Raw genomic sequence first — 26,702 nt, 5'->3', positions numbered from 1 at the left:
AGTGCGTCTGGCGGCTAGTGGGCGACGGCGGCAGCGCCGTGTTCGTCGATCAGCGCGCCGGTCTCGAAGCGCTCCAGCGCAAACGGCTTGTTCAGCCTGTGCGGTTCACCGGTGGCGATGTTGTGGGCGAAGGTCATGCCCGCAGCGGGGGTGCCCTTGAACCCGCCGGTGCCCCAGCCGCAGTTCACAAACATGTTCTCCACCGGGGTGTTGCCCACGATCGGCGAGGCATCCAGGGTGGTGTCCACGATGCCGCCCCAGGTCCGGAGCACGTGGGCCCGGGCGAAGATGGGGAAGAGCTCGACGGCGGCAGCCATCTGGTGCTCGATCACGTGGAAGGATCCGCGCTGGCCGTAGCCGTTGTAGGAGTCAACACCAGCGCCCATCACCAGTTCGCCCTTGTGGGCCTGGGAGACATAGACGTGCACGTGGTTGGACATCACCACCGTGGGGTGGACCGGCTCGTGCAGTTCGGACACCAGCGCCTGCAGCGGGTGGGACTGGATGGGAAGCCGGAAGCCTGCCATCTCGGCCAGGACCGAGCTGTGGCCGGCAGCACACAGGCCAACCTTTTCGGTGTTGATGGTGCCCTGGTTGGTCTTGACGCCCACCACGCGGTTGCCGTCCTTGACGAAGCCGGTGACTTCGCAGTTCTGGATGATGTCCACGCCCATTTCGTCGCACTTGCGGGCGAAGGCCCAGGCCACGTGGTCGTGCTTGGCGATGCCGGCACGGGGCTGGTAGGTGGCACCCATGACGGGGTAGCGGATGTTGTCGCTGATGTTCAGGATGGGGCAGAGTTCCTTGACCTGCTGCGGGTCAAGCCACTCGGCGTCCACGCCGTTGAGCTTGTTGGCGCCGACGCGCCGCATGCTTTCGCGGACGTCACCCAGGGTGTGGGCGAGGTTCATCACGCCGCGCTGGCTGAAAAGGAAGTCGTATTCGAGTTCCTCGGGGAGGATTTCCCAGAGCTTGAGGGCGTGCTCGTAGATGGCCGCGCTCTCGTCCCAGAGGTAGTTGGAGCGGATGATGGTGGTGTTCCGGGCCATGTTGCCGCCGGCCAGCCAGCCCTTTTCCAGGACGGCGATGTTGGTCATGCCGTGGTTCTTCGCCAGGAAGTACGCGGTGGCCAGGCCGTGCCCGCCGCCGCCCACAATCACGGCGTCGTAGGAGGACTTGGGCTCGGGGTTGCGCCAGAGGAAGTCCGGGTGCTCGGGGAGCTGGTGGGTGCTCACTTGGTGGCTCCAATCAAATCTTCTTCGAAGGCGGCAACGTCGGAGCCTTCACTGAGGTGGGGGTACAGGGGGAACTGTTCGGCAAGGGCCGTGACGCGTGCGCGGAGTTCGACGACGGTGGCGTCACCAATGGTGCCGTTGCCCGCAGCGGCGATGAGCGCCGTCGCGATGATGTCCGCAACTTCAGCGAACTCGGTGGCGCCGAAGCCGCGGGTGGCCAGCGCGGGCGTCCCGATCCTCAGGCCGGAGGAGACCATCGGGGGACGGGGGTCGAAGGGCACGGCGTTGCGGTTCACGGTGATGCCGATGCGGTGCAGGGCGTCTTCGGCCTGCTGTCCGTCCAGCTCGGAGTTGCGGAGGTCCACGAGGACCAGGTGGACGTCGGTGCCGCCGTTGACTACGGAGATTCCTGCTGCGGCAACGTCGTCGCGGAGGAGCCGTTCGGCGAGAAGCTTGGATCCCTGCAGGACGCGCTCCTGGCGCTCCTTGAATTCGGGGGAGGCCGCGAGCTTGAAGGCCACGGCCTTGGCGGCGATCACGTGCTCCAGCGGACCGCCCTGCTGGCCAGGGAACACGGCGCTGTTGATTTTCTTGCCGTACTGCTCCTTGGCAAGGATGACGCCACCGCGGGGGCCGCCCAGGGTTTTGTGCGTGGTGGTGGTGACAACGTCTGCGTACGGGACCGGGTTGGGGTGCAGGCCAGCCGCAACCAGGCCGGCGAAGTGCGCCATGTCCACCATGAGGTAGGCGTCCACCAGATCGGCGATGCGGCGGAACTCGGCGAAGTCCAGCTGGCGGGAGTAGGCGGACCAGCCGGCAACGATCAGCTTGGGACGGTGCTCCAGGGCCAGCGCCTCCACCTCGGCCATATCGATGCGGAGGTCGGATTCGCTCACGTGGTACGGGACCACGTTGTAGAGCTTGCCGGAGAAGTTGATCTTCATGCCGTGCGTCAGGTGGCCGCCGTGGGCCAGGCTCAGGCCCATGATGGTGTCGCCCGGGTTCAGCAGGGCGAACATGGCGGCAGCGTTGGCCTGGGCGCCGGAGTGCGGCTGCACGTTGGCGAATTCTGCGCCGAACAGCGCCTTGACCCGGTCGATGGCCAGTTGCTCAACAACATCCACGTGCTCGCAGCCGCCGTAGTAACGCTTGCCCGGGTAGCCCTCGGCGTACTTGTTGGTGAGGACCGATCCCTGAGCCTCCATCACGGCGGACGGGGCGAAATTCTCGGAGGCGATCATTTCCAGCGTGGACTGCTGGCGCACCAGCTCCCGCGCAATGGCCTGCTGGACTTCGGGATCGACTGCGGAAAGTCGCTCGTTCAACTGCTCAACCACGGATGCTCCTTTGAAATACCACTTGTTCAATGACTGATATATCAGTGTGAGGTCAATGGTATGATTGCGATCACAGCAGAGTCAATAGCTGGACCGAAAGCGGCTGAAAGCTACGAGTTCGGATTCGGCGGGTATCGAAGAACGGAGCAGCCCCTTGAATGCACTTCTTGCCCTGACACCGGCGGAGGAGGAAGCGCCGTCGCAGGCGGAGGCCGCTTACCGGCAGCTGCGCGACAAGCTGATCATGCTGGAAATCCGTCCCGGTGAGCCGATCAATGACGGCCAGCTGGCCGCCGAGCTCGGCTTTGGCCGTACTCCCGTGCGCGAAGCGATCAAGCGGCTTGAGGTGGACCATCTGGTGATTTCATATCCCCGCCGGGGGACTTTTGCCACCAACGTGGACTTTACGGAGCTGGCTGACGTGTCCGAGATCCGGGAGCTGCTGGAGCCACTCGCGGCGCGCCGCGCGGCGGACAGGGCCAGCGAAAGCATGCGCCGGGAACTGCTGCAGGTGGCCGATGCCATTGCAAGCATCGATCCCGGCGCCGGCGAATCACGCGACCTGATGCGCTACGACCTGATGGTGCACCGGCTGATCTACAAGGCCGCAGCCAACCCGCACCTGGAAGACACGCTGATCCGCTACGACAACCTCGCCACCCGAATCTGGTGCGTGGTGCTGGACAAGGTGCCCTCCGTGACCGGCCACATTACCGAGCACGTGGACCTGCTCAAGGCGGTGGCCGACGGCGACGCGGACAAGGCAGGGGAGCTGGCCTTGCACCACGTCACCAGCTTCGAGGAAACCATCCGGAAGATTCTCTAGCCCGCCCCGGGACGCTCTCTCAGCTAACGCCGAATAAACCGGGACGCTCTCCCGCCCTTGAAAGGATGGAATGCGCGCCAGGCCCGCTGCCACCCGGAACGCACAAGACCACGCCGTCAGGTTCGGCTTCGCCTTCATCGGCGTTTTGCTCATCGCCGTCAACCTTCGGGTGTCCTTTGTCAGCGTGGGTCCGGTGCTCGCCAACATCAGCGGCGATCTTGACCTGACAAGTGCTGCAGCAGGGTTCCTGACGGGGCTTCCGCTCATTGCTTTCGCAGCCTTCTCACCCGTGGCGCCCGCCTTCGCTTCCCGCCTGGGCCTCGACCGTGCGCTGTGGATGTCCCTGCTGATCCTGGCCTCGGGCATCGTGCTCCGCTCCCTGCCTGTGCCCGGCCTGATCTGGGCGGGCACGGCAGTGATCGGTCTGGCCATCGCGTTCCTCAATGTCCTGTTGCCCTCCCTCGTCAAGCGCGACTTTCCCATGAGGGTCAGTAAATTGACCGGGAGCTACACCGCCACCCAGGCCGCCGTCGCCGCCATAGGCGCCGCCGTCGTCGTGCCCGTGGCGCAAACCTCCCCCGCGGGATGGCGGCTTGCCCTCGGTATCTGGGTGGGACTTGCCTTCATCGCCATGGCGGTGCTCCTGCCATGGCTCCGCCGGCACAGCTCCGGCGCTGTGAACGCCGCCAGGCCGGCGGTCTCCTACCGGTCGCCTTGGGCATCAGCCTTGGGCTGGCAGGTGACCATCTTCATGGGACTTCAGTCGATCGCCTTCTACGTCCTGATGGCCTGGCTGCCAACCATCGAACAAAGTCGCGGCGTGCCGGCCGCTACCGCCGGAATCCATCTGTCCGTTTTCCTGCTCGTCAGCGTTTTCGCGAGCCTCGGGGCAGGCGGAATTCTTCACCGCGGCTCGGACCAGCGGCTTGTTTCCTTCGCCAGCGGAGCGGTGATGGTTGTGACGTTCCTGGGCCTGGCGATCGCGCCGGACCTTATTCTGATGTGGGTTGTTCTGGGGGCACTCGGATGCGGAAGCCTCATTGTCATTGCCCTGTCGCTGTTCAGCCTCCGGACCGTGAACCATCCGCAGGCGGCATCGTTGTCCGGCATGGCCCAGTCCATTGGTTATGGCCTCGCTGCCGTTGGGCCGGTGATGTTCGGCGGGCTTCGCGATCTGAGCGGAGATTGGACGCTTCCGCTCCTGGTCACCGCGGGGATCATGGCGGTCCTCGCCATGACGGGTGTGCTCGCGGGGCGGAACCGGGTGATCAGTGCGTCGACATGACGCCGCGACCCCGTCGTCGTACTTTCTATCCAACGCGGGGTCACATCCGGCCCATCTTCCGGGCTCGGACGGGCTATAAGTGACCCCGCGTTGCTGTATCGAAACCAGGTCAGGCCCGCGCCTGGGCCTTGACTGACGTCCGTTCCACTGCGGGACAATGCATCTTCGCCACACCGTCGGCCGCCATCTCTGGTGCCCCCTCGAGCTCCAGCAGCATCCGCACCCCCGCCGCGCCCAGTTCGTAGTGGGGCAGGGACACCGTGGACAGCGGGGGCCGCAGGTGCGCGGCGATGACTTCCTGGTTGTCGAATCCCACCACGGCGATGTCGTCAGGAATCGACAAGCCGCGTTCCCGTAGACCGTCGTAAAGGCCCATCGCCATCCGGTCGTTGTAGCAGTACACCGCCGTGACCTCACGCTGGAGGAGCGCCCCGGTGGCCCCGTATCCGCCTTCCTGGTCCGGATACGCTTCCATCACCAGCTCGGGATCGAACGGAACCCCCGCTTCCTCAAGTGCCTCGCGGTACCCCTGGAGCCGGCCGTCCTTGGCCGGGGCGGGAATGGTGGCGTTGATGAAGGCAATCCGCCGGTGGCCGTGCCGCAGCAGGATCTCCGTGGCTGAGCGTCCGCCCTGGACCTCGTCCGGAACCACGGCCCGGGCTCCCGGCTCATGGGAAAAGCAGTTCACCAGGACGAAGTCCGCTTCCCGCAGCGGTGCGGGGATTTCGGTCTGCCGGTGGAACCAGGTGGAGTAGAGGATGCCGCGCACTTTGTACTCGAGCATCATCTGGATGGCGTCCTGCTCCAGCTCGCCGTTGCCCTCGGTGTTGGCGATCAGGAGGGCGTAGCCGTGCTTCCATGCCTCATCCTGGGCGCCATGGATGATCTGGCCGGCAAAGGGGGTGGTGGCAACGCCGTCGGCCACCAGCCCGATGAACCGTGAGGTTCCGCTGACCAAGGTCTTGGCCATGGCATTCGGCCGGTAGCCGAGGGTCCGGATGGCATCCTTGACGCGCTGCCGGGTCTCTTCGGCGATCCGGGCGCTTTTTTTCTTGTTGACCACCAGTGAGACGGTGGCCGTGGAAACGCCGGCAGCTTCGGCAACCTCCCGCAGGGTGACAGGATGGGCGCGTTCCGGGGTCCGCCGGGAGCGGGCAGCAGGCGCCGCCTCCCCTGAACTATTCTCCATTGAACTCATCTGCCCTCCGTCAGGAGTATATCCATCTGTTGGCGCTCTCATCCCTTCGTCGCCCCGCTCTCCAGCCCCTGGATCATGGCCTTGTTGAGCACCAGGAACACCAGCAGCAGCGGGGTGATGGTGACGCACACAGCCGCGAACGTTGCCGTCCAGTCCACCTTGCCCATGGCGCCGATGTAGTTTTGCAGGCCCAGCGGAATGGTCTTCAGGTCCTCGGACAGCACAAAGGTGTTGGCGAAGATGAAGTCGTTCCAGATGAAGATGCTGTTGACCAGCACCACCGTCACTACCGTGTTCAGTGACAGCGGCAGGGTGATCAGCCCGAAGATCCGGTAGGGGCCGGCGCCGTCCAGTGAAGCTGCCTCGTAGGTTTCGCGGGGAATGTATTCAAAGAACGACGAGAACAGATACACGGACATGGGCAGCGAGAACCCGGCAAGCGGGATGATCATCGACTGGTAGGTGTCCAGCAGGTTCACCGCCGAGTAGTCGATGAACAGCGGGACCAGGGCGATCTGCACCGGGACGATGATGCCGATCAGGAACAGTCCGCGGACCAGTTTGCTGAGCCGGAACCCCAGCACCTGGATGGCGTACGCCGCCATCATGCCGAACAGGACGATCAGGATGTTGGCGCCCATGGTGACGATGAAGCTGTTGAGGATGTTCCGGCCCAGGTCCCCGGTTTCGAAGGCCCTGGCGTAGTTTTCCCACGTGAGGGAGCTGGGCAGGGCAAAGGGGTCGCCCGTGGCAAAGTCGTGCTCGGTGCGCAGGCTGGTCAGGAACAGCCACGCGAGTGGATAGACCTGGACAATCACAATGAGCATGATCAGCACGCGGGAGAGCGTCCGGAACAGGTTGGGCTTACGACGGCGGCGGGAGACTGCCGGACGCGGCGGAACCACTGCGGGTGGGCTGGCTGGGGGTGCCTGGATGGTCATGACTCTGCCTTCCGCTTGAGCAGGAACAGGATGAGGCCGACGGCGACGAGGCACTCAACGACGATGAAGACCGAGATGGTGCTGGCGTAGCCGAAGTCCGTGCTGGTGAATGCGGTCTTGTACATGTAGGTGGTCAGCAGTTCGGAGGATTGTCCCGGCCCGCCGTTGGTCATTAGGTAGGGGATGTCGAAGCCGCGCAGGCCGTAGGTGGTGGCCATGATGGTGGTGGTGATCCAGACCGGCCGGATGTACGGGAAGCGGATTTTGGTGAACAGGGTCCAGCGGGAAGCGCCGTCCAGGACAGCGGCTTCCTCAAGTTCCTTCGGCACGGCAATCAGGGCTGCGTAGATGATGAGCATGTACAGCCCGGTGAAGCGCCAGCCTTCCGGTGCCGAGACTGCGGCGAGCACGGTGCTGACGTCCGAGAGCCATGGCCGCTCCAGGCTGCCCAGCCCGATCCAGTGCAGCAGCTGGTTAAGCAGGCCCACCGGGTCGATGGAGTAGATCCTGACGAACAGGAAGGCGATGGCCACGGTGGAGATGATCGCGGGCAGCAGGTAGAGGGTCTTGATGAGCTCGCGTCCCCGGCTGAGGGAGGTGAGCAGGCTGGCCACCAGCAGGGCGCCGCCCAGCTGCAGGACCAGGCAGATGGCCAGGTAGAGGAGGGCGTTCAGGAACGCGCGCCAGAAGATGTCGTCGGCAACAAACATCCGGACATAGTTGTCCAGCCCCACGAATTCCATGTCGCTGATGCCGTTCCAGGAGAAAAAGCTGAGGAACAGCGACTGGAGGATCGGGAAGAGTACCGCTGCGCCGTAGAGCAGCAGGGGCGGGAGCAGGAAGACCAGGACCGAAGTCCGTGACCTGTTGGGAAGCATCCTGTTGGATTGCATGGCGGGCCTTTCGGGCGGGGGACCAGGAGGGTCCCCCGCCGCAGTGGTTGCTAGAAAAAGCTGTGGTTACTTGAAGAACAGTGCCTACTTGAAGAACTTCGGGGCGTTCTGCTCGACGGTGTTGTCCATGGTCTCCGTGAACTGCCCGGGCGTGATGTTGCCCTGCACCAGCAGGACGAGCTCCTGCTGCAGCCGGCCGTTCGTGGTGGGATCAAGCTGGGTATCCCATGGCATGGCCTGCTTTGAGCCCAGGTCCTTGGCCTGGTCCAGTGCCTTGCGGTAGAGCGGGGTGGCGTTGGCCGGGACGGTGGTTTCGACGTTGGTGGTGGGGGAGAGCGCGCCGGTGGCCGCATATTCCGCGGGGTACTTCTGCAGGGCGAACTTCAGGAAGTCACTCACCAGCGGATCGTAGGTCTTGGCGTTGACGGCCATGCCAATGCCCGACGGCGAGACGAACTCGTTTGCCGACGTCACCGATCCCTCCGTGGTGGGCAGGGTGAAGAAGTCGATATCGTCGCGGACCGCCGGGTTTAGTTTGTCGGTGGCCAGGCTGGGCAGTTCCCAGGTTCCGATGTTGTACATTGCGGCCTGGCCGGAGGTGAACTGGTTCTGCGCGTCGGAGTAGCCCTGGGCGGAGAAGCCTTCCTGGAAGCACTTTGCCTTGCCCAGCTCCGCCATCCAGTTCACGGTCTTCTGCCCGGCGGCATCGGAGAACTTGGCTTCGCCCTTCTTCAGCTTCTGGACAAAGTCCGGCCCGGCTTCCCTGAACGGCTGGTATGCGACGTAGCGCTCCAGCGGCCACTGGTCCTGGCCGTCGATGGCGATGGGGGTAATCCCGGCCTTGCGGAGGGAGGTGCACATGACGGGGATGTCATCCAGCGACTTCGGAACGGCCACCCCGGCCTTCTCCAGGAGGGCCTTGTTGTACCAGATGAATTCCAGTTCGAACTGGAACGGAATCATAAAGAGGGACCCGTCGTCGAACCGCTGGTAGTCCAGTGCGCCGGGGCGGTAGTCGTCGTAGAGGTCCAGCGTCTTCAGCAGCTTCTCGGCGTCCACCATCTTGCCTTGCTTGGCCAGCTGCTGCGCGAAAGGTGTGGCGTCGGTATCGAACAGCTCGGGCAGCTTATTGGCGGCGGCCAGGGTCTCGAGCTTCTGGATGTAGGACGGCCGGTCCGGGGTGGTGATGAGGTTCAGCTTGAAGCCCGGGTGGTCCTTGGCATAGTCATCGGCAAGTTTGGTCATGATGTTGATGACGGCGCCATCGGCCGGGCGGGACAGCAGCCACGAGATTTCGCGGGGTTTGACCTCGCCTGCCGGACTGACATTGGAGGGATCGGTGGAACTGCCGCCGCCACAGGCGGTCAGGGCGAGGACGGTGACAGCTGCGGCGGCGGCTGCGCGGAGCATATTTTTCATTGCGGCAATCTTCCTTGACTGGAACGGAGGGTTTCGAGGAGGGACAGGATTTAGTTGCTGGTGCGCTTGCGTACTTCAAAATCTGTGACGGTGGCTGAGCCTTCGCCGGCGAACACGCCAATCCGCCCGGACGGAAGGTTGTAGATCCTGGTGCTGAGTGCCACCTGCCGGTCTATGACGGCGACGCACAGATCCCCCTCGACCACCACTTCCAGGGTGTGTTCTCCCGGAGTGAGGTCGCAGGGGCGCTCGAGCTCCAGCTCGAACGGGACATCGCCGGAAACATGCCACTGCGCGTCGCCGGTGATGGCGCGGGGCCACCGGTCGAAGACCAACCGTCCGCGTTTCGGCTCCAGGCGCAGGCTGTAGGAGTGGTCTCCGTCCGGGCTGGCTCGAAGCAGTATTCCGCACTCGGTGGTGCCAGGTTCGATGTCCAGCACTGCCTTCGCGTAGAACTGGCCGGGCAGGTCCTCGTTGGAGATGGTGGCGGCGTAGCCGTCCGGTACATGGAGCCGCTCGCGGAGTTCGTGGTTGAAGGTCAGCGGCACCTCATCCCAGAAGCTGTCCACCAGTTCGTCAGCGAAGCCGAAACCCAGGGTTCCGTCGGAGTTCTGCCGGGCCTCCAAAACTGCCATGGTGCCCGCCCACTGCCAGGCGCCGTCGTCGGAATTTCCTTCTTTGCTGGCGATCCAGCCGAAGAAGAACCGCCGGCCGTCCCGTTCCGCGGATTTTGAAGCGTAGAACGCGCGCCCGTCGATGGAGTCCTGGGGCGGCACTGTCCAGGGGCCGTCAGGGCTCTTGGCCATCCGGTACCTGGTGGTGAAGTTTTCCGAGAATTCGGAGTACACCATGTACCACCAGTCGCCCCAGGAGAACACGTCCGGGCATTCGTGGGTGATGTAGCGGCGGGGGTCCCAGAACGGGTCGGTGTACTCCCAGACAATCAGGTCCACAGAAGTGCACTGGGCGATAACGCCGCGGCGCCGCTCGGGCCCGTCGGCGTGCCGGGCGGCGATCAACATCCGCCACTGGCCGGCTGCCTCATCCCGGAAAACGAAAGGATCCCGCCAGTCTCCGGACTCGTAGCCGGCGGGCGCGCCGAACGTGAGCTCCGGGTGCTTCACCCAGGTGCGCATGCCGTCAGTGCTGGTGGCGTGCATGACCAACTGCAAGGGCAGCCCGTCCGGTCCCAGGTTGTTCGGATTCTGCCCGGTGTAGAACAGGTGGTGGACGCCTGATTCGTCCACCACGATGCTGCCCGTATAGGCGTTGAAGTCCAGGTCCGCGTCCGTTCCATGCGGGAGGGACACTCCGTGGTCCTGGAACTGGATCAGGTCCTTGGTGGTGACGAGGTTCCAGGCGGTTCCCGGTTTAGGTTCGGAACGGACCTCGTGGAGGTAGAAGAGCCAGAACTCGCCGTCGTGCTGGAAGGGGATAAGGTCCCCCACCCAGGCATCGGCCGGCTGGAAGAAGATCGGGTGATTCATCGGCGTTGATGTCCATTTCTGCTAAAGCGTTTGATCACCTCGAAGATAGCGCTGATCGCGTCCATGATCAAGCGTTTTAGCAAAGTTGCATCGGGAGCCGTGGAAGCTGCCAATAGTAGCGGCGCTTTTTGCCTAAACGCTTGACCAGAAGGTCACTCCGGCGGTAGCTTCTCGTGCTTAAGCGCTTAATCAAAAGGGTGACCGGACGCCAACGAAGGTGCACCACCGGGCGCTCGGGCAGAGCCGCCCCCCACGAGAGGAAGTCAATGATGAACCATGCCAGTTCCCGCCGCCATGTCCTGCAGGGCACAGGAGCAGGAGCCCTCGCACTGTTCATAAGCAGCGCCGTGCCTGCCGTACCCGCCCACTCCCGGGACCTGGCGTCCTTGCGGGCCGTTTTCCATATGACGCCGCCGTCCGGCTGGCTCTGCGACCCCCAGCGCCCGGTCTATGTGGATGGCGCCTGCCACCTCTACTACCTGCATTCCACGCAGAACAACGGCCAGGGCGGCTGGGACCACGCCACCACCGCCGACGGAGTGTCCTTCACCCACCATGGAGTGGCGCTGCCGCTGCAGACGGACTTCCCGGTGTGGTCAGGCTCGGCCGTTGTGGACACTGCGAATACTGGCGGCTTCGGCGCCGGTGCCGTTGTGGTGCTGGCCACGCAGCCCACGGGCGGCATCCGCAAGTACCAGGAGCAGTACCTGTACTGGTCAACCGACGGTGGCTACACCTTCACCGCACTGCCCGATCCGGTGATCTTCAACAGCGACGGCCGGACCGCTACCACGCAGGCGGAGATCGAGAATGCGGAGTGGTTCCGCGATCCGAAGATCCACTGGGACGCGGCGCGCGGCGAGTGGGTGTGCGTCATTGGCCGTGCCCGGTACGCGGCCTTCTATACGTCAACGGACCTGCGCAACTGGCAGCTTAAGCGCAACTTCGACTTCCCGAACCACGCCCTGGGCGGGACCGAGTGCCCGGACCTGTTCGAGATGACAGCCAATGACGGCACCCGGCACTGGGTGCTCGGTGCCAGCATGGACGCCTACAGCATCGGGCTGGCCATGACTTACGCCTATTGGACTGGAACATGGGACGGGGAGCAGTTCCTCGCGGACGACGTCAGCAACCCGCAATGGCTCGACTGGGGCTGGGACTGGTACGGCGCCGTCACCTGGCCCGTGGCGGAGGCGCCTGAAACGCGGCGGTACGCGATCGGCTGGATGAACAACTGGAAGTACGCCGCCCGTGATGTTCCCACCGATGCCACTGACGGGTACAACGGCCAGAACTCGATCGTCCGCGAACTGCGCCTGGAGCGCCAGGAAGGCGGGTGGTACTCGCTGCTCAGCAGTCCGATCGGGGCCCTGACGCAGTATGCCACGGCCACCACCACCCTCCCGGACCGCTCAGTGAACGGAAGCACAGTGTTGCCGTGGTGCGGCCGTGCGTACGAGCTGGAGCTGGACATATCGTGGGAGGCGGCCGCGAACGTCGGCCTTTCAGTGGGCCGCTCAAGTGACGGTACGCGGCATACGAACATTGGCAAATACGGCAACGGGCTGTACGTGGACCGGGCGCCGTCGGACCAGGCGGGCTTCTCACTGGTCCCGTACACGCGGGCGGCGGCACCCATTGATCCGGCCGCACGTTCAGTACATTTGCGGATCTTCGTTGATACGCAGAGCGTCGAAGTGTTCGTCAATGGCGGCCACACGGTGCTCTCGCAACAGGTGCATTTTGCGCAGGGTGACACCGGGATTTCCCTGTACTCCGATGGCGGCCCCGCCACCTTCTCCCGCATCAAAATCCGTTCGTTTGAATAGCCCGCAAGGCGAAACGGCGGCCCCCACCAAAAGGTAAGGGCCGCCGTCGTGATTTATACAAGCTCAGATTTCGACAAAGCCCGGATTTCGACAGGCTCAATCAACGTTAGATGATCGCGGCCTTCAGTTCCTTCGCAGCGACGGCGGGGTCGTCGGCGCTGTAGATGGAACCGCCGACGACGGCCACGTCAGCACCTGCACGCTGCACCGCTTCAATGGTGGAAAGGTTGACGCCACCGGCTACGGAGAACGGGACGCGGGCCTCTTCGCCGGCGCTCAACAGCACGTCCAGGTTGTAGCCGGGCTTCGCCTGCTCATCCAGGCCGGCGTGGAATTCGATGAACTTGGCACCCAGCGCACGGGCTTCCTTGGCCCGGGTGACCTTGTCCGCAACACCGATCAGGTCCACCACAATCCCCTTGTTGTGGGCCTGGGCCGCCTTCACCGCGCCGGCGATGGTGGAATCGTCGGCGCTGCCCAGGACGGAAACCAGGTCCGCGCCGGCGGCGAAGGCGATCTCGGCCTCCAGTTCGCCGGCGTCCATGGTCTTCATGTCGGCGAACACAATCTTGTCCGGGTGGGCGGTCTTGACGGCGGTGACGGCGGACAGCCCGGCGTTCTTCACCAGCGGTGTGCCCAGTTCGATGATGTCCACGTATTCGGCGACTTTGCCGGCGAGGTCAAGGGCGGCTTCGACGGTGAGGACATCCATGGCGACTTGCAGTTTCATGTTCGATTTCTTTCGGGTTGAGGGGTTGTTGTTGCGGAGGGTAAAGGAGGGCGAAACTTACTCGAGGTTTGCGTGGCGCTGCCAGAGGTCCTCCGGGGCCGCGGCGTCCTCGTCCCACAGGCTTTGGAATACGGCCTCGGTGGAGGCGAACAGCACCTGCTCGAAGAGGCTGCCGGAGTACTGCCGGGTCACTGCCGAGCCGTGGTCCGTCTTCTGCGCGGCAGGAATTAAGACGACGGCGGCCGCGGCGTTGGCGAGCGGGGAACCTTTGCTGGTGGTGTAGGCGGCCACGCGGGCACCCTGGGCGACGGCGGTTTCCGCCGCTTTGACCACGCTGGCGGTGGTGCCGGAACCGGATGCTGCGAGCAGCAGGTCGCCGGCCCGGATGGCAGGTGCTGTGGTCTCGCCCACCACGTGCACGGTCAGTCCGAGGTGCATCAGCCGCATTGCCGCCATTTTCAGGACCAGGCCGCTGCGGCCGGCGCCGGTCACGAAGATCCTGTCGGCCAGCCTCAGCTCCGTCACCAGGGCGGCCACCTCTTCGGGGTCGACCCGCTGGAAGACCGTGCTGATCTCATCCAGGACCAAAGCGCGGTTCTGGTCAAAGGCACGGGACGTTCCGGTCAGGACTGATTGGGCCGGGTCTGTTGCTGCGATAGCGCTCATGCGTACCTCCTTGGACGTTGTGACCCTTCAATGCTCGCCCGTCCTGCGGGTGGGTCCAATGCCATGATCGGGCAGTCCGCACTACCCAAAGGGGTAGGTGGTTCCGCGCAAGTCCCGTACGCTGGGCAGGTGGATCGCCCCAACACCGCCTTGCTTGAAGCCGTCGCCGCCCTGGCTGGTGCTCCGCTGATGGAGATTGCCCACTGGCTGCGGGAAGCCATCAATCCCTGCTGGGAATCGAGTTCACTGGTGATTTTCACCGAAGACTGCACCGGCCGCCCGCAGAAGAAGTCCGGGGCCGAGGCCATCATCAGCCGGGTCTCGATCGCAGAGCTTGACGCCATCCGGGCCACGCTCCTGGCCGACGGGCACGGCGGGACGTGGCGCGGCGAGGCCACCTTCGGCGGCGGAATCCGGCAGATCCTCGCCATGACGTCGCCCAGCAACGCACTGTTGGTCCTCTCCGACCCGCAGCCAATTCCAGCCTCCGACGCTGGGCCGGACCCGCAGTGGCTGCTCAACTACCTCTGGCGGCTGGCGGCCGAACGGATCCGCGAAAAGGTGGCTGATGCGCCGCCGTCGTACCTCGTTGAATCCCGCGCCGCTTCGGCCGAACGCCTGCGGGTGACGGCCGAACTGGTGGACCAGCACTCCACCACCCTCGAGACCCTGCTTGCGGCGCTCAGGTCCCCCGCGCTGGCCGACACTGCCGCCCGCACCGCCGCAACTGATGTCGCAGCCAAAGCCCTGGTGGGCCTGCGCACACTCAGCGACCGGACCACGGACCTCGTCGAGGAGCCTGTAGCCTCAGCTTTCCAGCGCCTCCGCGAGGACCTTCGCCCGCTGATGAACTTCAGCGGGATCGACGTGCAGTTCATCGAACCGCCGGTCAACGGCCGGGCGCTTCCCGGCGAGGTTGCGCACGCAGCGAGGGCCATTGTGCGCGGACTGGTGCTGGCGATGGTGGACCAGCAGGGCGTCCGCCGGGTCCGGACCCAGTGGGATTGCGACGGCGTGAACCTGCTCATCAACGTGCGCGACGACGGCCCCGGCGAATTGTCCGCATCGGCGCCGGCCATGGCGCGCCTCGTACAGCGCGTCGAAGCCCTCAACGGCAGCATGGGCGTGGACGTGATGCCCGGCTGGGGTGCCGACGTCGCCGTCACCCTCCCGCTGGACCCGCCAGCCCGCCCGCTGGCCGAGGTGGCCGACTGGAACCTGGGGGAGCGCGAACTCGAGGTGCTGCAGCTGCTTGCCGCAGGGCAGCGTAACCGGGGTATCGCCGCGAAACTGCACATCAGCGAGAACACCGTGAAGTTCCACCTCCGCAACCTCTACCGGAAAATCGGCGCCTCCTCCCGGACGGAAGCCATGGCGCTCGCGCACAGCAAGGGCCTGCGTTAACGCGCTTAACGCAATGTCAGCTCCGTCACAGCTCCCGGTCTAGGATCGAAACTGTGGAACCAACCCGACGGTGCCACGGGCGGGAGTATGGATCATGGCTTCGAACAATGACCGGGAACCCGACGCCGATGCGGAGGCGGGCCACGGCGGCGTGCAGTCCGTGGACCGTGCCCTCGCGGTCCTGGAGATCCTGGCGCGGGACGGCCACGCAGGCGTGAGCGATATTGCCGAGGAAATGGGCATCCACAAATCCACCGTCTCCCGGCTGCTCGGTTCGCTGGTGAGCAGGGAAATGGTCCACCAGAACAGCGAGCGCGGCAAATACCAGCTGGGCTTTGGCATCCTCCGGCTGGCCAGCTCCATCCCGGGCAGGCTCAGCCTGGTCCGCGAGGCCCGGCCCGTGCTCGAGGCCCTCGCGGAGGAGTTCAAGGAAACGGTCAACCTGGCCGTTCTCCGCTCCAATTACGCCGTCAACGTGGACCAGGCGATGGGCCCGTCCACCCTGGCCACCTATGACTGGGTGGGGAACCTGACGCCACTCCACGCCACCTCCAGCGGAAAGGTCCTGCTGGCCGCACTGCCCGCCGAGGAGCGGGAACGCATCCTGAAGGAAACGGGCCTGCCGCCGCGGACTCCGCGGACCATCACCAACCGGAAGGAACTCGAAACCCAGCTGCTCGACGTCGCGCGCGACGGGTACGGCGTGGTGCGGGAAGAGTTCGAGATCGGCCTTACGGCAGTCGCCGTTCCGGTCTACAATCACCTGGGCGCGGTGATCGGGGCCATCAGCATCTCCGGACCGGCCTTCCGCTTCGACCCGGAGACGGTGCCGGGACTCATCGAAGGCCTCCAGCAAGCCGGGCTGCAGGTCAGCGCCAGGATGGGCTATAACCCGCGCCGGTGATGTGACGCCCTGCACTTAGCCTGCATCGGCCCCGTGTACATCGCTCAGGTTCTCCTCCGAGCGGTCCAGGTACGCCAGCAGGAGGTTGGCTGCACGGTCCAACTCCCCGGACTCGAGGGCAGCGCAGATCGCCTCGTTATCCGGCAGGTAGTGCCGGTAAAAATCTGCATCCATGGTGGCCTTGTGAAAGAACAGGCGCATTTCCGCCAGCACCTGGCTCATGATGCTGTTCAGCCGCGGGCTGCCGGCCATCGCAACGACGGCACCGTGGAAATGCTGGTTGGCAGTCCCCAGGGCTTCGTCGTCGCCGGCTGCCGCGGCACGTTTGCCTTCCTCCACGGCTGCCCGGACCGCAGCGATGTCCTCGGCGCTGCCTCCGCCGCGGACCGCGCTGACTTCGATGGCCCGGCGGACCGTGTAGAGATCGTGGATGTCCCCTGCATCGAGGGCGGCCACAAAAACGCCGCGGTTGGGGAGGCGGACCACCAGCCGTTCGCTGGCAAGTTCGGCGAAGGCCTCCCGCACGGTGTTGCGGGAAACCCCCAGGTCCTCGGCGATGGTGGACTCGGTGAGGCGGGTTCCCGGCAACAGTGTTCCCTCCGCCAGTTGGCGCCGTAATTCCTCCGCCACCCGCTCGGCCACGGAAGGTACTGCGACCCGGAGGCGGCCAGGAGCCGGCCGGACGGTGGGGCTGGGAGAGGTCATACCGGAAAATTTACACGATCGCCACATCGTTGAATCGAAGGATCGTTGAACAATTCTGATTTTTAGTGCATGCTAGTGGGGAGCCATTAATGAGACGGGAATCACAAATGACAACCATCGACCTCAACAGCGATGTGGGCGAGTCCTTTGGCCGCTGGACCTTGGGCGATGACGCGGCCATGTTCGGTTCGGTGTCCAGCGCGAACGTGGCCTGTGGATTCCATGCAGGTGATCCCACAGTCATCCGCCGGACCTGCCGGAACGCGGCGGCCGCTGGCGTGGCCATCGGCGCCCATGTGGGCTACCGGGACCTGGCAGGTTTCGGCCGCCGTTTCCTGGATGTCAGCCCCCTGGAACTGGCCGACGACGTCGTCTACCAGATCGGGGCCCTGCAGGCCCTCGCAGCGGCGGAGGGAGCCCGTGTCCAGTACGTCAAGCCGCACGGCGGCCTCTACAACGCCATCGTCAGTCACGCCGCCCAGGCACAGGCCGTCGTCGACGCAGTGAAATCTGTTGACCCGGGCCTGCCCATTCTGGGCCTCCCCGGTTCCGAGGTCCTGCGGCTTGCGGAGGAAGCGGGCCTGCGGGCAGTTACGGAGGCCTTCGCGGACCGCGCCTACAACCCGGATGGAACACTTGTCTCCCGTTCACAGCCCGCAGCGGTCCTTCACGACCCTGCCGAAGTGGCGGAGCATGTATTAAGGATGGCCACGGAAGGCTCCATCCGGGCCGTCGACGGATCCATCCTAAAGATCCGCGCAGAAAGCATCTGCGTGCATGGTGACTCACCGGGGGCCGTAGCCATGGCGGCCGCCGTGAAGTCCGCACTTGAGGACGCCGGTGTCAGCATCGGCTCGTTCCTCTGAACCCAGTCCCGGCCGCATCCAGGCCCCGCACTATTTCCATCCCCCTGCACCATCCCTCATCCCCCCGGAGGAAACATGACCGGCACCAACAAAGCAGCCAGGACCGCGGCAAGGAAGCCGCCGGCCGGCGCGCTGAAGGCCTACATTGCCAGCCTCACCGGCACGTCGCTGGAGTACTACGACTTCGCCATCTACTCCGTCGCCTCGGCACTGGTGTTCCCAAAGATCTTCTTCCCCTCGAATGACGAGTTCGTGGGGCTGCTCCTCTCCTTCTCCGCCTTCGCGGTGGGCTACCTGGCACGCCCCATCGGCGGTGTCATCTTCGGCCGCCTGGGCGACAAAATCGGCCGCAAGTACGTCCTGGTGTTCACCCTGGTGCTGATCGGCGTCGCCACCGTCCTCATCGGTGCGCTGCCCGACTACTCGGTGATCGGCGCCGCGGCCCCCACCATCCTGGTGCTCCTGCGCCTGGCCCAGGGCATCGGCGTCGGCGGCGAATGGGGCGGTGCGGTGCTGCTGTCCAGCGAATTCGGCGACCCCAACAAGCGCGGCTTCTGGTCCTCTGCGGCGCAGATCGGGCCGCCCGCCGGCAACCTGATGGCCAACGGCGTCCTGGCCATCCTGGCCGCCTCGCTCAGCACCGAAGCATTCCTCTCCTGGGGCTGGCGCGTGGCGTTCCTCGCCTCCGCCCTGCTGGTGGTGTTCGGCCTGATCATCCGCCTCAAGCTTGAGGAGACCCCGGTCTTCAAGGCCATCCAGGCCAAAGGGGACCGCCCCAAGGCGCCCATCAAGGAAGTCTTCACCACCGAGCCGCGGGCCCTCGTCTCGGCCGCCCTCTCACGGGTGTGCCCCGATGTCCTTTACGCCCTGTTCACCGTGTTCGTGGCCGTCTACGCCACCAAGGAACTGGGTATGACCACGGGCAACGTGCTGGCGGCTATCCTCATTGGCTCCGCCTTCCAGCTCTTGCTGATTCCGGCTGCCGGCGCCCTCACCGACCGCGTGAACCGGCGCTGGGTGTACGGCATCACCGCCGCCGCAACCGCCGCCTACATTCCGCTGTTCTTCCTCATGATCTCCGGCAAGTCCGTGGTGATGCTGACGATCGGCGTGGTGATCGGGCTGGCCCTGCACGCCTTTATGTACGGCCCACAGGCTGCCTTCATCACCGAGCAGTTCCCGGCCCGGCTCCGCTACGCCGGCAGTTCCCTGGCCTACACCCTTGCCGGCGTGGTGGGCGGCGCCGTGGCTCCGCTGATTTTCACCGCGCTCTACGGCGCAGCGTCCGGCGGCTGGTACCTGATCGCCGGTTACATGCTCTTGACGGCCATCGTCACCATCGTCGGCATGCGCCTGGGCCGCGACCCGGAGCCGGAAGCGGACCTCCAACTGCTCCACACCGGCCAGGCAGGGGAGAGCCGCGCCTGAGCGGCGCGGCCGTCTTTCCATGGAAACAGTCACGAACACCACCGCCGGCCCCGCCGCCCGGGTTGTCGCTGTCCGGCCCGTGGGCACCACCGCGGTGCTGGCCGAACTGGCAGGGCTCCAGGACGTGCTGGCGCTGCAGGCCGTGCTCCTGGAGCACCCGTTGCCAGGCCAGGTTGATGTCCTGGCAGCCGCAGAAACCGTGCTGGTTAGGGCAGATTCGCCCCAGTCCGCGCGGCGCATCGCGGCCCGGCTGCCGGAGCTGGACCTGACGGGCCAGGCGCAGTCCGAAGGCAAGCTGGTGCAGATCGAGACCGTGTACGACGGTGAGGACCTCGCCGAAGTGGGCCGGCTGACCGGGCTCGGGATTGAAGGAGTGGTGGCAGCTCACACGGGACAGGTCTGGACCGTGGCCTTCGGCGGCTTCGCGCCGGGCTTTGGGTACATGGTGGGGGAGAACCAGTCCTTGGAAGTCCCGCGGCGGAGTTCACCGCGCACCGTGGTCCCGGCGGGATCGGTGGCGCTTGCCGGCAACTACTCGGCCGTGTATCCGCGGCAGTCGCCGGGCGGCTGGCAGCTGATCGGCCGCACCTCCGCCCGGATGTGGGATCTTGGGCGGGAGCAGCCGGCTTTGGCTGCGCCGGGGGACCGGGTGCAGTTCCGGGCGGTGCGGGAGCTGGTGGAGGTTTCGGACCCCGCCTCCCCGGCTGAAAGCGTTACAGATGCCGGCGCCCAGGATGCCGGTGCCGCTTCCGGCCTGCGGATCCTGTCGCCCGGACTCCAGAGCCTGATCCAGGACCTGGGCCGTCATGGCCACGGCGGGCTGGGAGTGTCAGCAGCGGGGGCATTGGATCGTTCTTCCCTGCGCCGCGCCAACCGGATTGTGGGCAACCAGCCATCGGCCGCCCTCGTGGAAACCGTGGCCGGCGGGCTCCGTGTGCAGGCGGTGGGGGACCAGGTGCTGGCCGTCACCGGCGCGCCGGTGGCACTGACCATTGCACCACCGTCGGACGTTCCCGGCGCTGGCACGGCCGGCACCAACACTGCCGAGGACAGTGCGGCCGGGGACGACGGCGGCCGGTCCCGGCGGGTGCGCAACGCGCCGATGGCCACGGCGTTTGCCCTGCTGGACGGTGAGGTCCTGACCCTCGGGGCGCCGGAGCGCGGATTCCGCACCTACCTCGCCGTCCGGGGCGGAGTGGACACCGTACCGGTGCTGGGAAGCCGTTCCACCGACACCATGTCCGGAATCGGCCCCGAACCCCTGGCCTCGGGCGGGTTCCTCAAGGCAGGGAAGGCCACCTCCTCCAACGTGGTGGGCAATCCTGAGGTGCAGCCGGACTATCCGGACACCGGAGTGACCGTCCTGGACATCGTGCCGGGACCGCGGGATGAGTGGTTTGACGCCGCCGCGCTGGAATCGCTCTGCGGCCAGGACTGGACGGTGACGCCCCGTTCCAACCGGGTGGGAATGCGCCTGGACGGCAGGCCCCTGGAACGGAGCCGGAAGGGGGAACTGGCCAGCGAGGGGACCGTGGCCGGGGCCCTCCAGATTCCGCCCGAGGGGCGGCCAGTGCTGTTCCTCGCGGACCACCCCATTACCGGCGGCTACCCTGTGGTGGCCGTGGTGGTGGACCACCAGCTGGACCTCGCCGCCCAGGTCCCCATCGGGGGCCGCATCAGGTTCCGCTGGGCTCCCGGGTACCCACTGCCCGCCAATACCCAGACTTCCCCCGACGCTACCCAGACAAAGTGAGCAGCATATGCGCAAGGTCCTGATTGCCAACCGCGGAGAGATCGCCGTCCGCATCGCCCGTGCCTGCGAGGACGCCGGCCTGGAGCCCGTGGCGGTGTACGCGGACGTGGACGCCGATGCCCTGCATGTGGGCGCGGCTTCCGAGGCCTACAGCCTGGGCGGCAACACGCCGTCCGAAACCTACCTGGACATCCCCCGGCTGCTCCGCGTGGCTGCGGAGTCCGGTGCGGATGCAGTGCACCCGGGCTACGGGTTCCTGTCCGAGAACGCCGACTTTGCCCAGGGTGTCCTGGATGCGGGCCTGACGTGGATCGGGCCGTCACCGGAAGCCATCCGGCTGCTGGGCAACAAGATCACGGCCCGGGAGATCGCCGTCCGTGCAGGCGCCCCGCTGGTAGCGGGCAGCGACGGGCCCGTGGCAACCGCTGCCGAAGCACGTGCCTTCGCCGAAGAGCACGGCCTGCCGGTGGCTATCAAGGCGGCCTTCGGCGGCGGCGGGCGCGGGCTGAAAGTGGTCCGTGAAATGGACCAGATTGAGGAGGCCTTCGACTCGGCAGTCCGCGAAGCGGTGGTGGCCTTCGGCCGCGGCGAATGCTTTGTGGAACGGTACCTGGACCGGCCCCGGCACGTGGAAGCCCAAGTGCTCGCCGACCTGCACGGCAATGTGGTGGTGGTGGGAACGCGCGACTGCTCCCTGCAGCGCCGCCACCAGAAGCTGGTGGAAGAGGCGCCGGCACCGTTCCTCACCGGGGAGCAGACCGGGCAGATTTACGACGCCGCGAAGGCCGTGTGCCGGGAAGCCGCCTACTCCGGTGCCGGGACCGTGGAATTCCTGGTGGCCGCGGACGGGACCGTAGCGTTCCTCGAGGTGAACACACGCCTCCAGGTGGAGCACCCCATCACGGAGGAGACCACCGGCGTGGACCTGGTCCAGGAACAGTTCCGGATTGCCGCCGGCGAGCCCCTGCGGTTTGCCTCCGATCCCACGCCGCGCGGACACTCCTTTGAATTCCGGCTCAATGCCGAGGACGTGGGCCGGGGTTTCCTGCCCTCGCCCGGAACCATCGCCACCTTCAGCGGGCCTACGGGCCCGGGAGTGCGGCTGGACTCGGGGGTGCGTGCGGGTTCCATCGTGGCGCCGCAGTTCGATTCCCTGCTGGCCAAGCTGATCGTCACCGGCGCTGACCGGCAGCAGGCGCTGCGCCGGGCCCGCCGGGCCCTGGCGGAAATGGAGATCACCGGCGTGGCCACGGTCCTGCTGTTCCACCGCGCCGTGGTCCAGGCCCCCGACTTCACGTCAGAGGCCGCGCTCGCCGTCCACACCCGGTGGATCGAGACGGACTTTGCGGACGCTGTCGGGGCGGATCCCGAGTTCGGCACCTCCGTTCCGGACGGCGCGCGGCGCACTATCACCGTTGACGTCGACGGCCGGCGCCTCGCCGTCGGCCTTCCCGCGGACCTGCTGGATGGCTGGGCACGCTCTGGCGGAAGCATTCCGCAAGGCGTTTCTGTGGAGGAAGGGCTCGACGGCGGCACTCCCGCCCATGCAGTCGACTCCGGCGCCGTTGACCCCGGCGACCTGCGGGCGGACATGGCCGGGACCGTGGTGAAGTGGCTCGTGCAGCCGGGCGCCGAAGTGGCGGCGGGGGACCCCGTCGTCGTCCTTGAAGCCATGAAGATGGAAACCCAGGTGGCTGCCCACCGAGGCGGGACTATCACGGATATCCGGGCGGAAGCCGGCGGCGTGGTGACTGCCGGCGCTGTACTGGCGACTATCGGGACCTGATCGCGGAGCCGGCGCACCCCCGCCGGCAGCGCTCAGAGGTCCTCGTCGAGCCGGCTGGTGAGGATCCGGTTGGCGTTGACCTGCAGGATGCCGAGCGACTCCTGGATCAGGGGTGAGGCGATGCTGCCCCTGCGCACCGCGGCGATAATACGGCGGGTGGGTTTCGTCTTACCGGTGATGCGTAGCCGAACCACGTTTTCGGCACCGTGCAAAGGCGCCAGCCGGGGCAGCAGGCCGACGCCCAGCCCCGCACCCACGAACGCGATGTGGGTTTCCCATTCTACGGCTTCATGGGCAATCCGCGGTGTCACCCCGACTGCCGTGAACGCCGCGGTGAAGAGGGAATGGTAGGTGGAACCGGCGGACTCCGTGATCCAGGGTTCCGATGCCAGTTCTTCAAGCGTCGCTGTTTCGCGTGATGCCAGCGGATGGTCACCGGGAATGATGACGTCCAGTGGATCGTCGAGCAGAACTCTTTGCTCGAAGCGCGGATCGTCCTCACCGTAACTGTCGGACTGCATGGCGACAATGACTGCAAGGTCGATTCGTTCCGCAACCAACAGGTCGAAGCAGCGGGCCGGATCAGCCTCAAGAACCTGCACCTCCAGCAGGGGGCGTGTTGAGCGCAGGGTGGCGGCCAGCGGCGCGAGCAACTGGGCGGCCGCGGTGGAGAATCCGCCGAGGCCAAAACGGGACTGCATCTGGTCGCCGGCCTCCATGGCCGCGGCGCGCAGGCTCTCCCATTCAGTGATGAGGGTGTCCGAGCCCTCCACGAGAAAGCGGCCCGTGGCGGTCAGCCGCACACCCCGGCCGTCCTTCGTCAGCAGCTGCATTCCCAGCACGCGCTGAAGCTCCCGCAACTGCGCGGAGACCGCGGAGGGAGAATACCCTGTGAGTTCCGCGGTGGCGCCAACAGTGCCGCACCGGGCAAACACCCGAAGTGTTATGAGCCGTGGATCGATCATGCATCCATTGTGCATGGTTATCTTCAAAATCTTGCGCTTTTGTTGCAGCTGTTGTGACCCTAATCTCATCAGTACAACTACTTCGACCATGCCGGTAGCACCCGCGCACGCATGGCCAACGCAACACCCACTACCCATGCCTCCCGGGAGGAAACCCATGACTGCTTCAGTGAACGTGCCCCTCAATTCACGCGGAAAACTCGCTGCGTCCCTGCCTGCAGAGCAGCTGGCAGAAATCAGCGCGTTGTTTGAGTTCCGGCGCACCGGCTACTCCCTCGATGCCCCCTTCTACACCGATCGGTCGATCTTCAACATCGACATGGAGGCCATTTTCGGCCAGCACTGGATCTTTGCCGCCAGCACTGCCGAACTGCCGGAGCCGGGCGACTACGTCACCGTCGACTACGGGCCCTACTCCCTGATTGTGCTGCGCAACGACGACGGCGCCGTGAACGTCCTGCACAACGTATGCCGCCACCGCGGCGCCCGCGTCCTCACCGAAGCTGCCGGGTCAACCGGAAACCTGGTCTGCGGCTACCACTCCTGGACCTACTCTCCGGAGGGCAATCTGATCCATGCCTCCGCGCCGGGGGAAACGAAGTTCGACAAGAGCTGCTTCGGCCTCAAGCGCGCCCACGGCCGCGAGGTCGCCGGGCTCATCTTCGTCTGCATCGCTGATGAACCGCCGACGGACTTCGACGAAACCGCAAAGATCTTTGAGCCCTACCTGGCGCCCCACGATCTCTCAAAGACAAAAATCGCGTACCAGCAGAACATCATCGAAGAGGGCAACTGGAAGCTCGTCATGGAGAACAACCGTGAGTGCTACCACTGCGACGGCCACCCTGAGCTGGCCTGCTCCCTCTTCCCCACCTGGGGCCTGACCGAGGGCCTGATTCCGCCCCACCTTGAGGAAGTGTGGAACCGGAACAAGGACGCCCAGTCCTCCCTCGAGGAGCGTTGCCGCCGCTACGGCCTTCCCTATGAGGTGGTCGAGCAGCTTGACACGCGCATCGCGGGAATCCGTATCTCGCGGGAATCACTCGATGGAGAGGGTGAATCGTTCTCCGCGGACGGGCGCAGGCTCTCCAAGAAGCTGCTGGGCGACTTGCCGGACTTCCGCCTTGGCCGCTGCTCGATGCACCTGCAGCCCAACAGCTGGTTCCACTTCCAGAGCGACCACGTCATCACGTTCGGCGTCTTCCCCATCAACGAACACCAGAGCCTCGTACGCACCACCTGGCTGGTGGCTGACGACGCCGTGGAAGGCGTCGACTACGACCTGGAGAAGCTCACCTACACCTGGAAGCAAACGAACCTGCAGGACAAGGCGTTCGTGGAGCTGTGCCAGCAGGGTGCCGGCAGTCCCGCGTACGAGCCCGGTCCGTACATGAAGAGCGAATACCAGGTCGAGGCATTCATCAACTGGTACGTGCAGCGCGTGCAGGAGCACTTGGCATGATTGAACTCCTCACTGAAACGGCAATCCAGGAACCACAGCGAATTCGCGGTCTTGAGATGCCGTGGAACAGGGTGATGGGAAGCCCCGAGACGCCCGCGCGGGCAGCCCGTGCGCTGGGCCCGTGGCATCCGCAGGAGTTCATGGCCGAATGCGTCGAGACCGTTTCCGAGGCCGGCGCCATGATGACCTTCGTGTTCCGGCGCTGCGACGGTGCGCCCCTGGCGTTTCGTGCCGGCCAGTACGTGAACGTCGCGTTTCCCGTGAACGGCGAGGATCAGGAACCGGTGGACCGCAGCTACTCGCTGTCCAGTTCGCCCACCGAGCCCTGGACGTTCAGCATTACCGTCAAGTGCGACCCCACCGGATTGGTCTCGCCCTGGGTGCACGAGAACGTCAAACCCGGCACCGTTCTTGAGATGCTCGGACCGGTAGGAGCATTCCACCTGCCCGACGCCGACCGGCGGGCACGGTATCTCCTGCTCGCTGCCGGCGCAGGCATCACGCCCATCATGTCCATGGTGCGGACCATCCATTCGCTGCCCGGACACGCAGATGTTGTGGTGCTCTACCACGGCTCGGATGCCGGAGGCTTTGCCTTCCACCGGGAATTGGCCTACATCGCCTCCGTGGACTCCCGCTTCAAGGTCCACTACTCCCTGGGCGACCGCAGCGTACCGGAGGGGTGGGAAGGGCTCAGCGGAAGGCTGACGGCGGCCATGCTCGAGGAGGTGGCCCCCGATGCCAACGGCCGGCAGGTATACGCATGCGGTCCCGAGGGTTACTTGAACACCGCCACCGAGCTCCTCCAAAAGGTCGGCGTCGATGACACTTCCATATACATGGAGTTCTTCTCGGGAGACCGCCAGACGCTCCTTGAATACCAGGCGGAGGTGGCGCTGGCAACGGACATTGCAGAGGAAATCGCAGAGGAAATCGCTGATTCCGCCGAGGACTACTTTGAAAGCCAGCCCGCAGCGTTCGGGCTCTACGAGCCTGGCTACGACGCCGACGGGACTCTGCAGGCCTCGGGGCTGCCGCTGGAAATCAGCGATCCGGAGGCGCCCGGTTCCAGCCCCGCCGCCGACAGCCCGGGCAGCGAACCGGAAGCCGGAGCCCCTGACGCCTCCACCTTCAACACGGTGGGAACGGGCAGTCTCACCATGTCCTTCATGCGTACCGGCATCAATGTGCGGATCGACCCCACCGAACACATCCTCGAGGCGGCCCAGCGCGCCGGCGTCAGGATCGGCGCGAACTGCAAGGAAGGCATGTGCGGCTCCTGCAAGGTGGTCAAGCTTGCAGGAGAGGTCGAGATGAACCACCAGGGCGGAATCCGGGCGCGGGAAATCTCTGCAGGCAAGTTCCTGCCCTGCTGCTCCACAGCGCAGACGGACCTGGTTATCGATGCCTAGCCCCTGGTCCGGTTGTCAAGGCGCAGCCGGAACCCCTGAAATACAGCTTAAGACTTCAGAAATACCTTGACACGTCACTGTGATTAGGGCCACTCTGTTGCTTATGGCGAGACGTGTTGTTCTTTACGGAACACCCGCCCGCGATGGAAGCAAAGCTGACCTTGATCA

Annotated in this window: 22 protein-coding genes; 11 read left to right on the top strand and 11 right to left on the bottom strand. The window is 65.4% G+C overall.

All coding sequences use genetic code 11. The features are described 5' to 3' along the window. Window positions 1–14: 14 nt before the first annotated feature. The gene (locus QF038_RS19620; RefSeq protein WP_307612467.1) at window positions 15–1,235 is read right to left on the bottom strand and encodes a sarcosine oxidase subunit beta family protein; all 1,221 of its coding nucleotides are present in this window, start codon (window positions 1,233–1,235) and stop codon (window positions 15–17) included. Then, a complete protein-coding gene (gene glyA / locus QF038_RS19615) occupies window positions 1,232–2,572 on the bottom strand; it encodes a serine hydroxymethyltransferase (RefSeq protein WP_307612465.1) in 1,341 nt (446 codons plus the stop codon). The genes QF038_RS19620 and glyA overlap by 4 nt, the downstream gene beginning before the upstream one ends. A 154-nt stretch (window positions 2,573–2,726) precedes the next feature. Here glyA and QF038_RS19610 point away from each other — a divergent pair, with 154 nt between their 5' ends. Both QF038_RS19610 and QF038_RS19605 read left to right on the top strand, forming a co-directional pair. Further along, the gene (locus QF038_RS19610; protein ID WP_307612463.1) at window positions 2,727–3,398 is read left to right on the top strand and encodes a GntR family transcriptional regulator; all 672 of its coding nucleotides are present in this window, start codon (window positions 2,727–2,729) and stop codon (window positions 3,396–3,398) included. 70 nt (window positions 3,399–3,468) lie between these two features. Next, window positions 3,469–4,683, top strand: coding sequence for an MFS transporter (locus QF038_RS19605; RefSeq protein WP_307612460.1), 1,215 nt, complete (start codon window positions 3,469–3,471; stop codon window positions 4,681–4,683). A 109-nt stretch (window positions 4,684–4,792) separates the two neighbouring features. On the opposite strand, the gene QF038_RS19600 is transcribed toward QF038_RS19605, so the two are convergent. The 5 genes from QF038_RS19600 to QF038_RS19580 all read right to left on the bottom strand — a co-directional run bounded on the left by QF038_RS19600 (window position 4,793) and on the right by QF038_RS19580 (window position 10,621). Then, window positions 4,793–5,881 (bottom strand): LacI family DNA-binding transcriptional regulator, encoded by a 1,089-nt coding sequence (locus tag QF038_RS19600; RefSeq protein ID WP_307612457.1) that lies wholly within the window; start codon window positions 5,879–5,881, stop codon window positions 4,793–4,795. A 38-nt stretch (window positions 5,882–5,919) separates the two neighbouring features. Further along, a complete protein-coding gene (locus QF038_RS19595) occupies window positions 5,920–6,822 on the bottom strand; it encodes a carbohydrate ABC transporter permease (RefSeq protein ID WP_091419227.1) in 903 nt (300 codons plus the stop codon). Continuing rightward, window positions 6,819–7,700, bottom strand: a complete 882-nt coding sequence (locus QF038_RS19590) for a carbohydrate ABC transporter permease (protein WP_307613540.1) — start codon at window positions 7,698–7,700, stop codon at window positions 6,819–6,821. The genes QF038_RS19595 and QF038_RS19590 overlap by 4 nt, the downstream gene beginning before the upstream one ends. A 99-nt stretch (window positions 7,701–7,799) precedes the next feature. Then, window positions 7,800–9,134, bottom strand: coding sequence for an ABC transporter substrate-binding protein (locus tag QF038_RS19585; RefSeq protein WP_307612453.1), 1,335 nt, complete (start codon window positions 9,132–9,134; stop codon window positions 7,800–7,802). Between the two features lie 50 nt (window positions 9,135–9,184). After that, window positions 9,185–10,621: a GH32 C-terminal domain-containing protein gene (locus QF038_RS19580; RefSeq protein ID WP_307612451.1), complete on the bottom strand. Its 1,437-nt coding sequence runs from the start codon at window positions 10,619–10,621 to the stop codon at window positions 9,185–9,187. Between the two features lie 269 nt (window positions 10,622–10,890). Between QF038_RS19580 and QF038_RS19575 the strand changes: the two genes are divergently transcribed. Next, window positions 10,891–12,453 carry a glycoside hydrolase family 32 protein gene (locus QF038_RS19575; protein ID WP_307613539.1) on the top strand — a complete coding sequence of 521 codons (1,563 nt, stop codon included), beginning with the start codon at window positions 10,891–10,893 and terminating at the stop codon, window positions 12,451–12,453. A 106-nt stretch (window positions 12,454–12,559) separates the two neighbouring features. Here the strand turns inward: QF038_RS19575 and hxlA are convergent, their stop codons facing one another. Together hxlA and hxlB are read right to left on the bottom strand one after the other, a co-directional pair. After that, window positions 12,560–13,183 (bottom strand): 3-hexulose-6-phosphate synthase, encoded by a 624-nt coding sequence (hxlA, locus tag QF038_RS19570; protein WP_307612448.1) that lies wholly within the window; start codon window positions 13,181–13,183, stop codon window positions 12,560–12,562. A 57-nt stretch (window positions 13,184–13,240) separates the two neighbouring features. Further along, entirely contained in the window at window positions 13,241–13,849 is a 609-nt protein-coding gene (gene hxlB / locus QF038_RS19565) for a 6-phospho-3-hexuloisomerase (RefSeq protein WP_307612447.1), read from the bottom strand. A gap of 189 nt (window positions 13,850–14,038) precedes the next feature. Here hxlB and QF038_RS19560 point away from each other — a divergent pair, with 189 nt between their 5' ends. After that, complete coding sequence (locus QF038_RS19560; RefSeq protein WP_307613538.1) at window positions 14,039–15,253, top strand: response regulator transcription factor family protein; 1,215 nt, start codon at window positions 14,039–14,041, stop codon at window positions 15,251–15,253. Window positions 15,254–15,347: 94 nt separating this feature from the next. After that, entirely contained in the window at window positions 15,348–16,157 is an 810-nt protein-coding gene (locus tag QF038_RS19555) for an IclR family transcriptional regulator (protein ID WP_307612445.1), read from the top strand. A gap of 15 nt (window positions 16,158–16,172) precedes the next feature. Here the strand turns inward: QF038_RS19555 and QF038_RS19550 are convergent, their stop codons facing one another. Further along, window positions 16,173–16,862 (bottom strand): GntR family transcriptional regulator, encoded by a 690-nt coding sequence (locus QF038_RS19550; RefSeq protein ID WP_307612443.1) that lies wholly within the window; start codon window positions 16,860–16,862, stop codon window positions 16,173–16,175. A gap of 107 nt (window positions 16,863–16,969) precedes the next feature. On the opposite strand from QF038_RS19550, the gene QF038_RS19545 reads away from it, so the two are divergent. The 4 genes from QF038_RS19545 to QF038_RS19530 all read left to right on the top strand — a co-directional run bounded on the left by QF038_RS19545 (window position 16,970) and on the right by QF038_RS19530 (window position 22,695). Further along, the gene (locus QF038_RS19545; protein WP_307612440.1) at window positions 16,970–17,728 is read left to right on the top strand and encodes a LamB/YcsF family protein; all 759 of its coding nucleotides are present in this window, start codon (window positions 16,970–16,972) and stop codon (window positions 17,726–17,728) included. 75 nt (window positions 17,729–17,803) lie between these two features. Then, on the top strand, window positions 17,804–19,156 hold the full coding sequence (locus tag QF038_RS19540; protein WP_307612439.1) for an MFS transporter: 1,353 nt from the start codon (window positions 17,804–17,806) through the stop codon (window positions 19,154–19,156). A 19-nt stretch (window positions 19,157–19,175) separates the two neighbouring features. Beyond that, entirely contained in the window at window positions 19,176–20,909 is a 1,734-nt protein-coding gene (locus QF038_RS19535; RefSeq protein WP_307612437.1) for a carboxyltransferase domain-containing protein, read from the top strand. Window positions 20,910–20,916: 7 nt separating this feature from the next. After that, window positions 20,917–22,695, top strand: coding sequence for a biotin carboxylase N-terminal domain-containing protein (locus tag QF038_RS19530; RefSeq protein ID WP_307612435.1), 1,779 nt, complete (start codon window positions 20,917–20,919; stop codon window positions 22,693–22,695). A gap of 32 nt (window positions 22,696–22,727) precedes the next feature. Here the strand turns inward: QF038_RS19530 and QF038_RS19525 are convergent, their stop codons facing one another. Beyond that, window positions 22,728–23,660, bottom strand: a complete 933-nt coding sequence (locus QF038_RS19525) for a LysR family transcriptional regulator (protein ID WP_307612432.1) — start codon at window positions 23,658–23,660, stop codon at window positions 22,728–22,730. A 157-nt stretch (window positions 23,661–23,817) separates the two neighbouring features. Between QF038_RS19525 and QF038_RS19520 the strand changes: the two genes are divergently transcribed. After that, window positions 23,818–25,122 carry an aromatic ring-hydroxylating dioxygenase subunit alpha gene (locus QF038_RS19520; RefSeq protein ID WP_307612431.1) on the top strand — a complete coding sequence of 435 codons (1,305 nt, stop codon included), beginning with the start codon at window positions 23,818–23,820 and terminating at the stop codon, window positions 25,120–25,122. Continuing rightward, complete coding sequence (locus QF038_RS19515) at window positions 25,119–26,534, top strand: ferredoxin reductase (protein WP_307612429.1); 1,416 nt, start codon at window positions 25,119–25,121, stop codon at window positions 26,532–26,534. The genes QF038_RS19520 and QF038_RS19515 overlap by 4 nt, the downstream gene beginning before the upstream one ends. Window positions 26,535–26,702: the final 168 nt, after the last annotated feature.

It is taken from the genome of Pseudarthrobacter sp. W1I19 (assembly GCF_030817835.1).
Classification (GTDB): Bacteria; Actinomycetota; Actinomycetes; order Actinomycetales; family Micrococcaceae; genus Arthrobacter.
The sequence above is the reverse complement of the archived record's forward strand: the minus strand, read 5'-3'. Positions and strand labels throughout refer to the sequence as shown.

Excerpts from the sequence above, each read along its gene's own strand:
- QF038_RS19530 (WP_307612435.1), top strand. The coding sequence starts at position 20,917 with ATGCGCAAGGTCCTGATTGCCAACCGCGGAGAGATCGCCGTCCGCATC.
- QF038_RS19515 (WP_307612429.1), top strand. The coding sequence starts at position 25,119 with ATGATTGAACTCCTCACTGAAACGGCAATCCAGGAACCACAGCGAATT.
- QF038_RS19590 (WP_307613540.1), bottom strand. The coding sequence starts at position 7,700 with ATGCTTCCCAACAGGTCACGGACTTCGGTCCTGGTCTTCCTGCTCCCG.
- QF038_RS19525 (WP_307612432.1), bottom strand. The coding sequence starts at position 23,660 with ATGATCGATCCACGGCTCATAACACTTCGGGTGTTTGCCCGGTGCGGC.
- QF038_RS19560 (WP_307613538.1), top strand. The coding sequence starts at position 14,039 with ATGGAGATTGCCCACTGGCTGCGGGAAGCCATCAATCCCTGCTGGGAA.
- hxlB (WP_307612447.1), bottom strand. The coding sequence starts at position 13,849 with ATGAGCGCTATCGCAGCAACAGACCCGGCCCAATCAGTCCTGACCGGA.
- hxlA (WP_307612448.1), bottom strand. The coding sequence starts at position 13,183 with ATGAAACTGCAAGTCGCCATGGATGTCCTCACCGTCGAAGCCGCCCTT.
- QF038_RS19575 (WP_307613539.1), top strand. The coding sequence starts at position 10,891 with ATGAACCATGCCAGTTCCCGCCGCCATGTCCTGCAGGGCACAGGAGCA.
- QF038_RS19535 (WP_307612437.1), top strand. The coding sequence starts at position 19,176 with ATGGAAACAGTCACGAACACCACCGCCGGCCCCGCCGCCCGGGTTGTC.
- QF038_RS19595 (WP_091419227.1), bottom strand. The coding sequence starts at position 6,822 with ATGACCATCCAGGCACCCCCAGCCAGCCCACCCGCAGTGGTTCCGCCG.
- QF038_RS19545 (WP_307612440.1), top strand. The coding sequence starts at position 16,970 with ATGACAACCATCGACCTCAACAGCGATGTGGGCGAGTCCTTTGGCCGC.
- QF038_RS19600 (WP_307612457.1), bottom strand. The coding sequence starts at position 5,881 with ATGAGTTCAATGGAGAATAGTTCAGGGGAGGCGGCGCCTGCTGCCCGC.
- QF038_RS19605 (WP_307612460.1), top strand. The coding sequence starts at position 3,469 with ATGCGCGCCAGGCCCGCTGCCACCCGGAACGCACAAGACCACGCCGTC.
- QF038_RS19580 (WP_307612451.1), bottom strand. The coding sequence starts at position 10,621 with ATGAATCACCCGATCTTCTTCCAGCCGGCCGATGCCTGGGTGGGGGAC.
- QF038_RS19550 (WP_307612443.1), bottom strand. The coding sequence starts at position 16,862 with ATGACCTCTCCCAGCCCCACCGTCCGGCCGGCTCCTGGCCGCCTCCGG.
- QF038_RS19540 (WP_307612439.1), top strand. The coding sequence starts at position 17,804 with ATGACCGGCACCAACAAAGCAGCCAGGACCGCGGCAAGGAAGCCGCCG.
- QF038_RS19555 (WP_307612445.1), top strand. The coding sequence starts at position 15,348 with ATGGCTTCGAACAATGACCGGGAACCCGACGCCGATGCGGAGGCGGGC.
- QF038_RS19520 (WP_307612431.1), top strand. The coding sequence starts at position 23,818 with ATGACTGCTTCAGTGAACGTGCCCCTCAATTCACGCGGAAAACTCGCT.
- QF038_RS19585 (WP_307612453.1), bottom strand. The coding sequence starts at position 9,134 with ATGAAAAATATGCTCCGCGCAGCCGCCGCCGCAGCTGTCACCGTCCTC.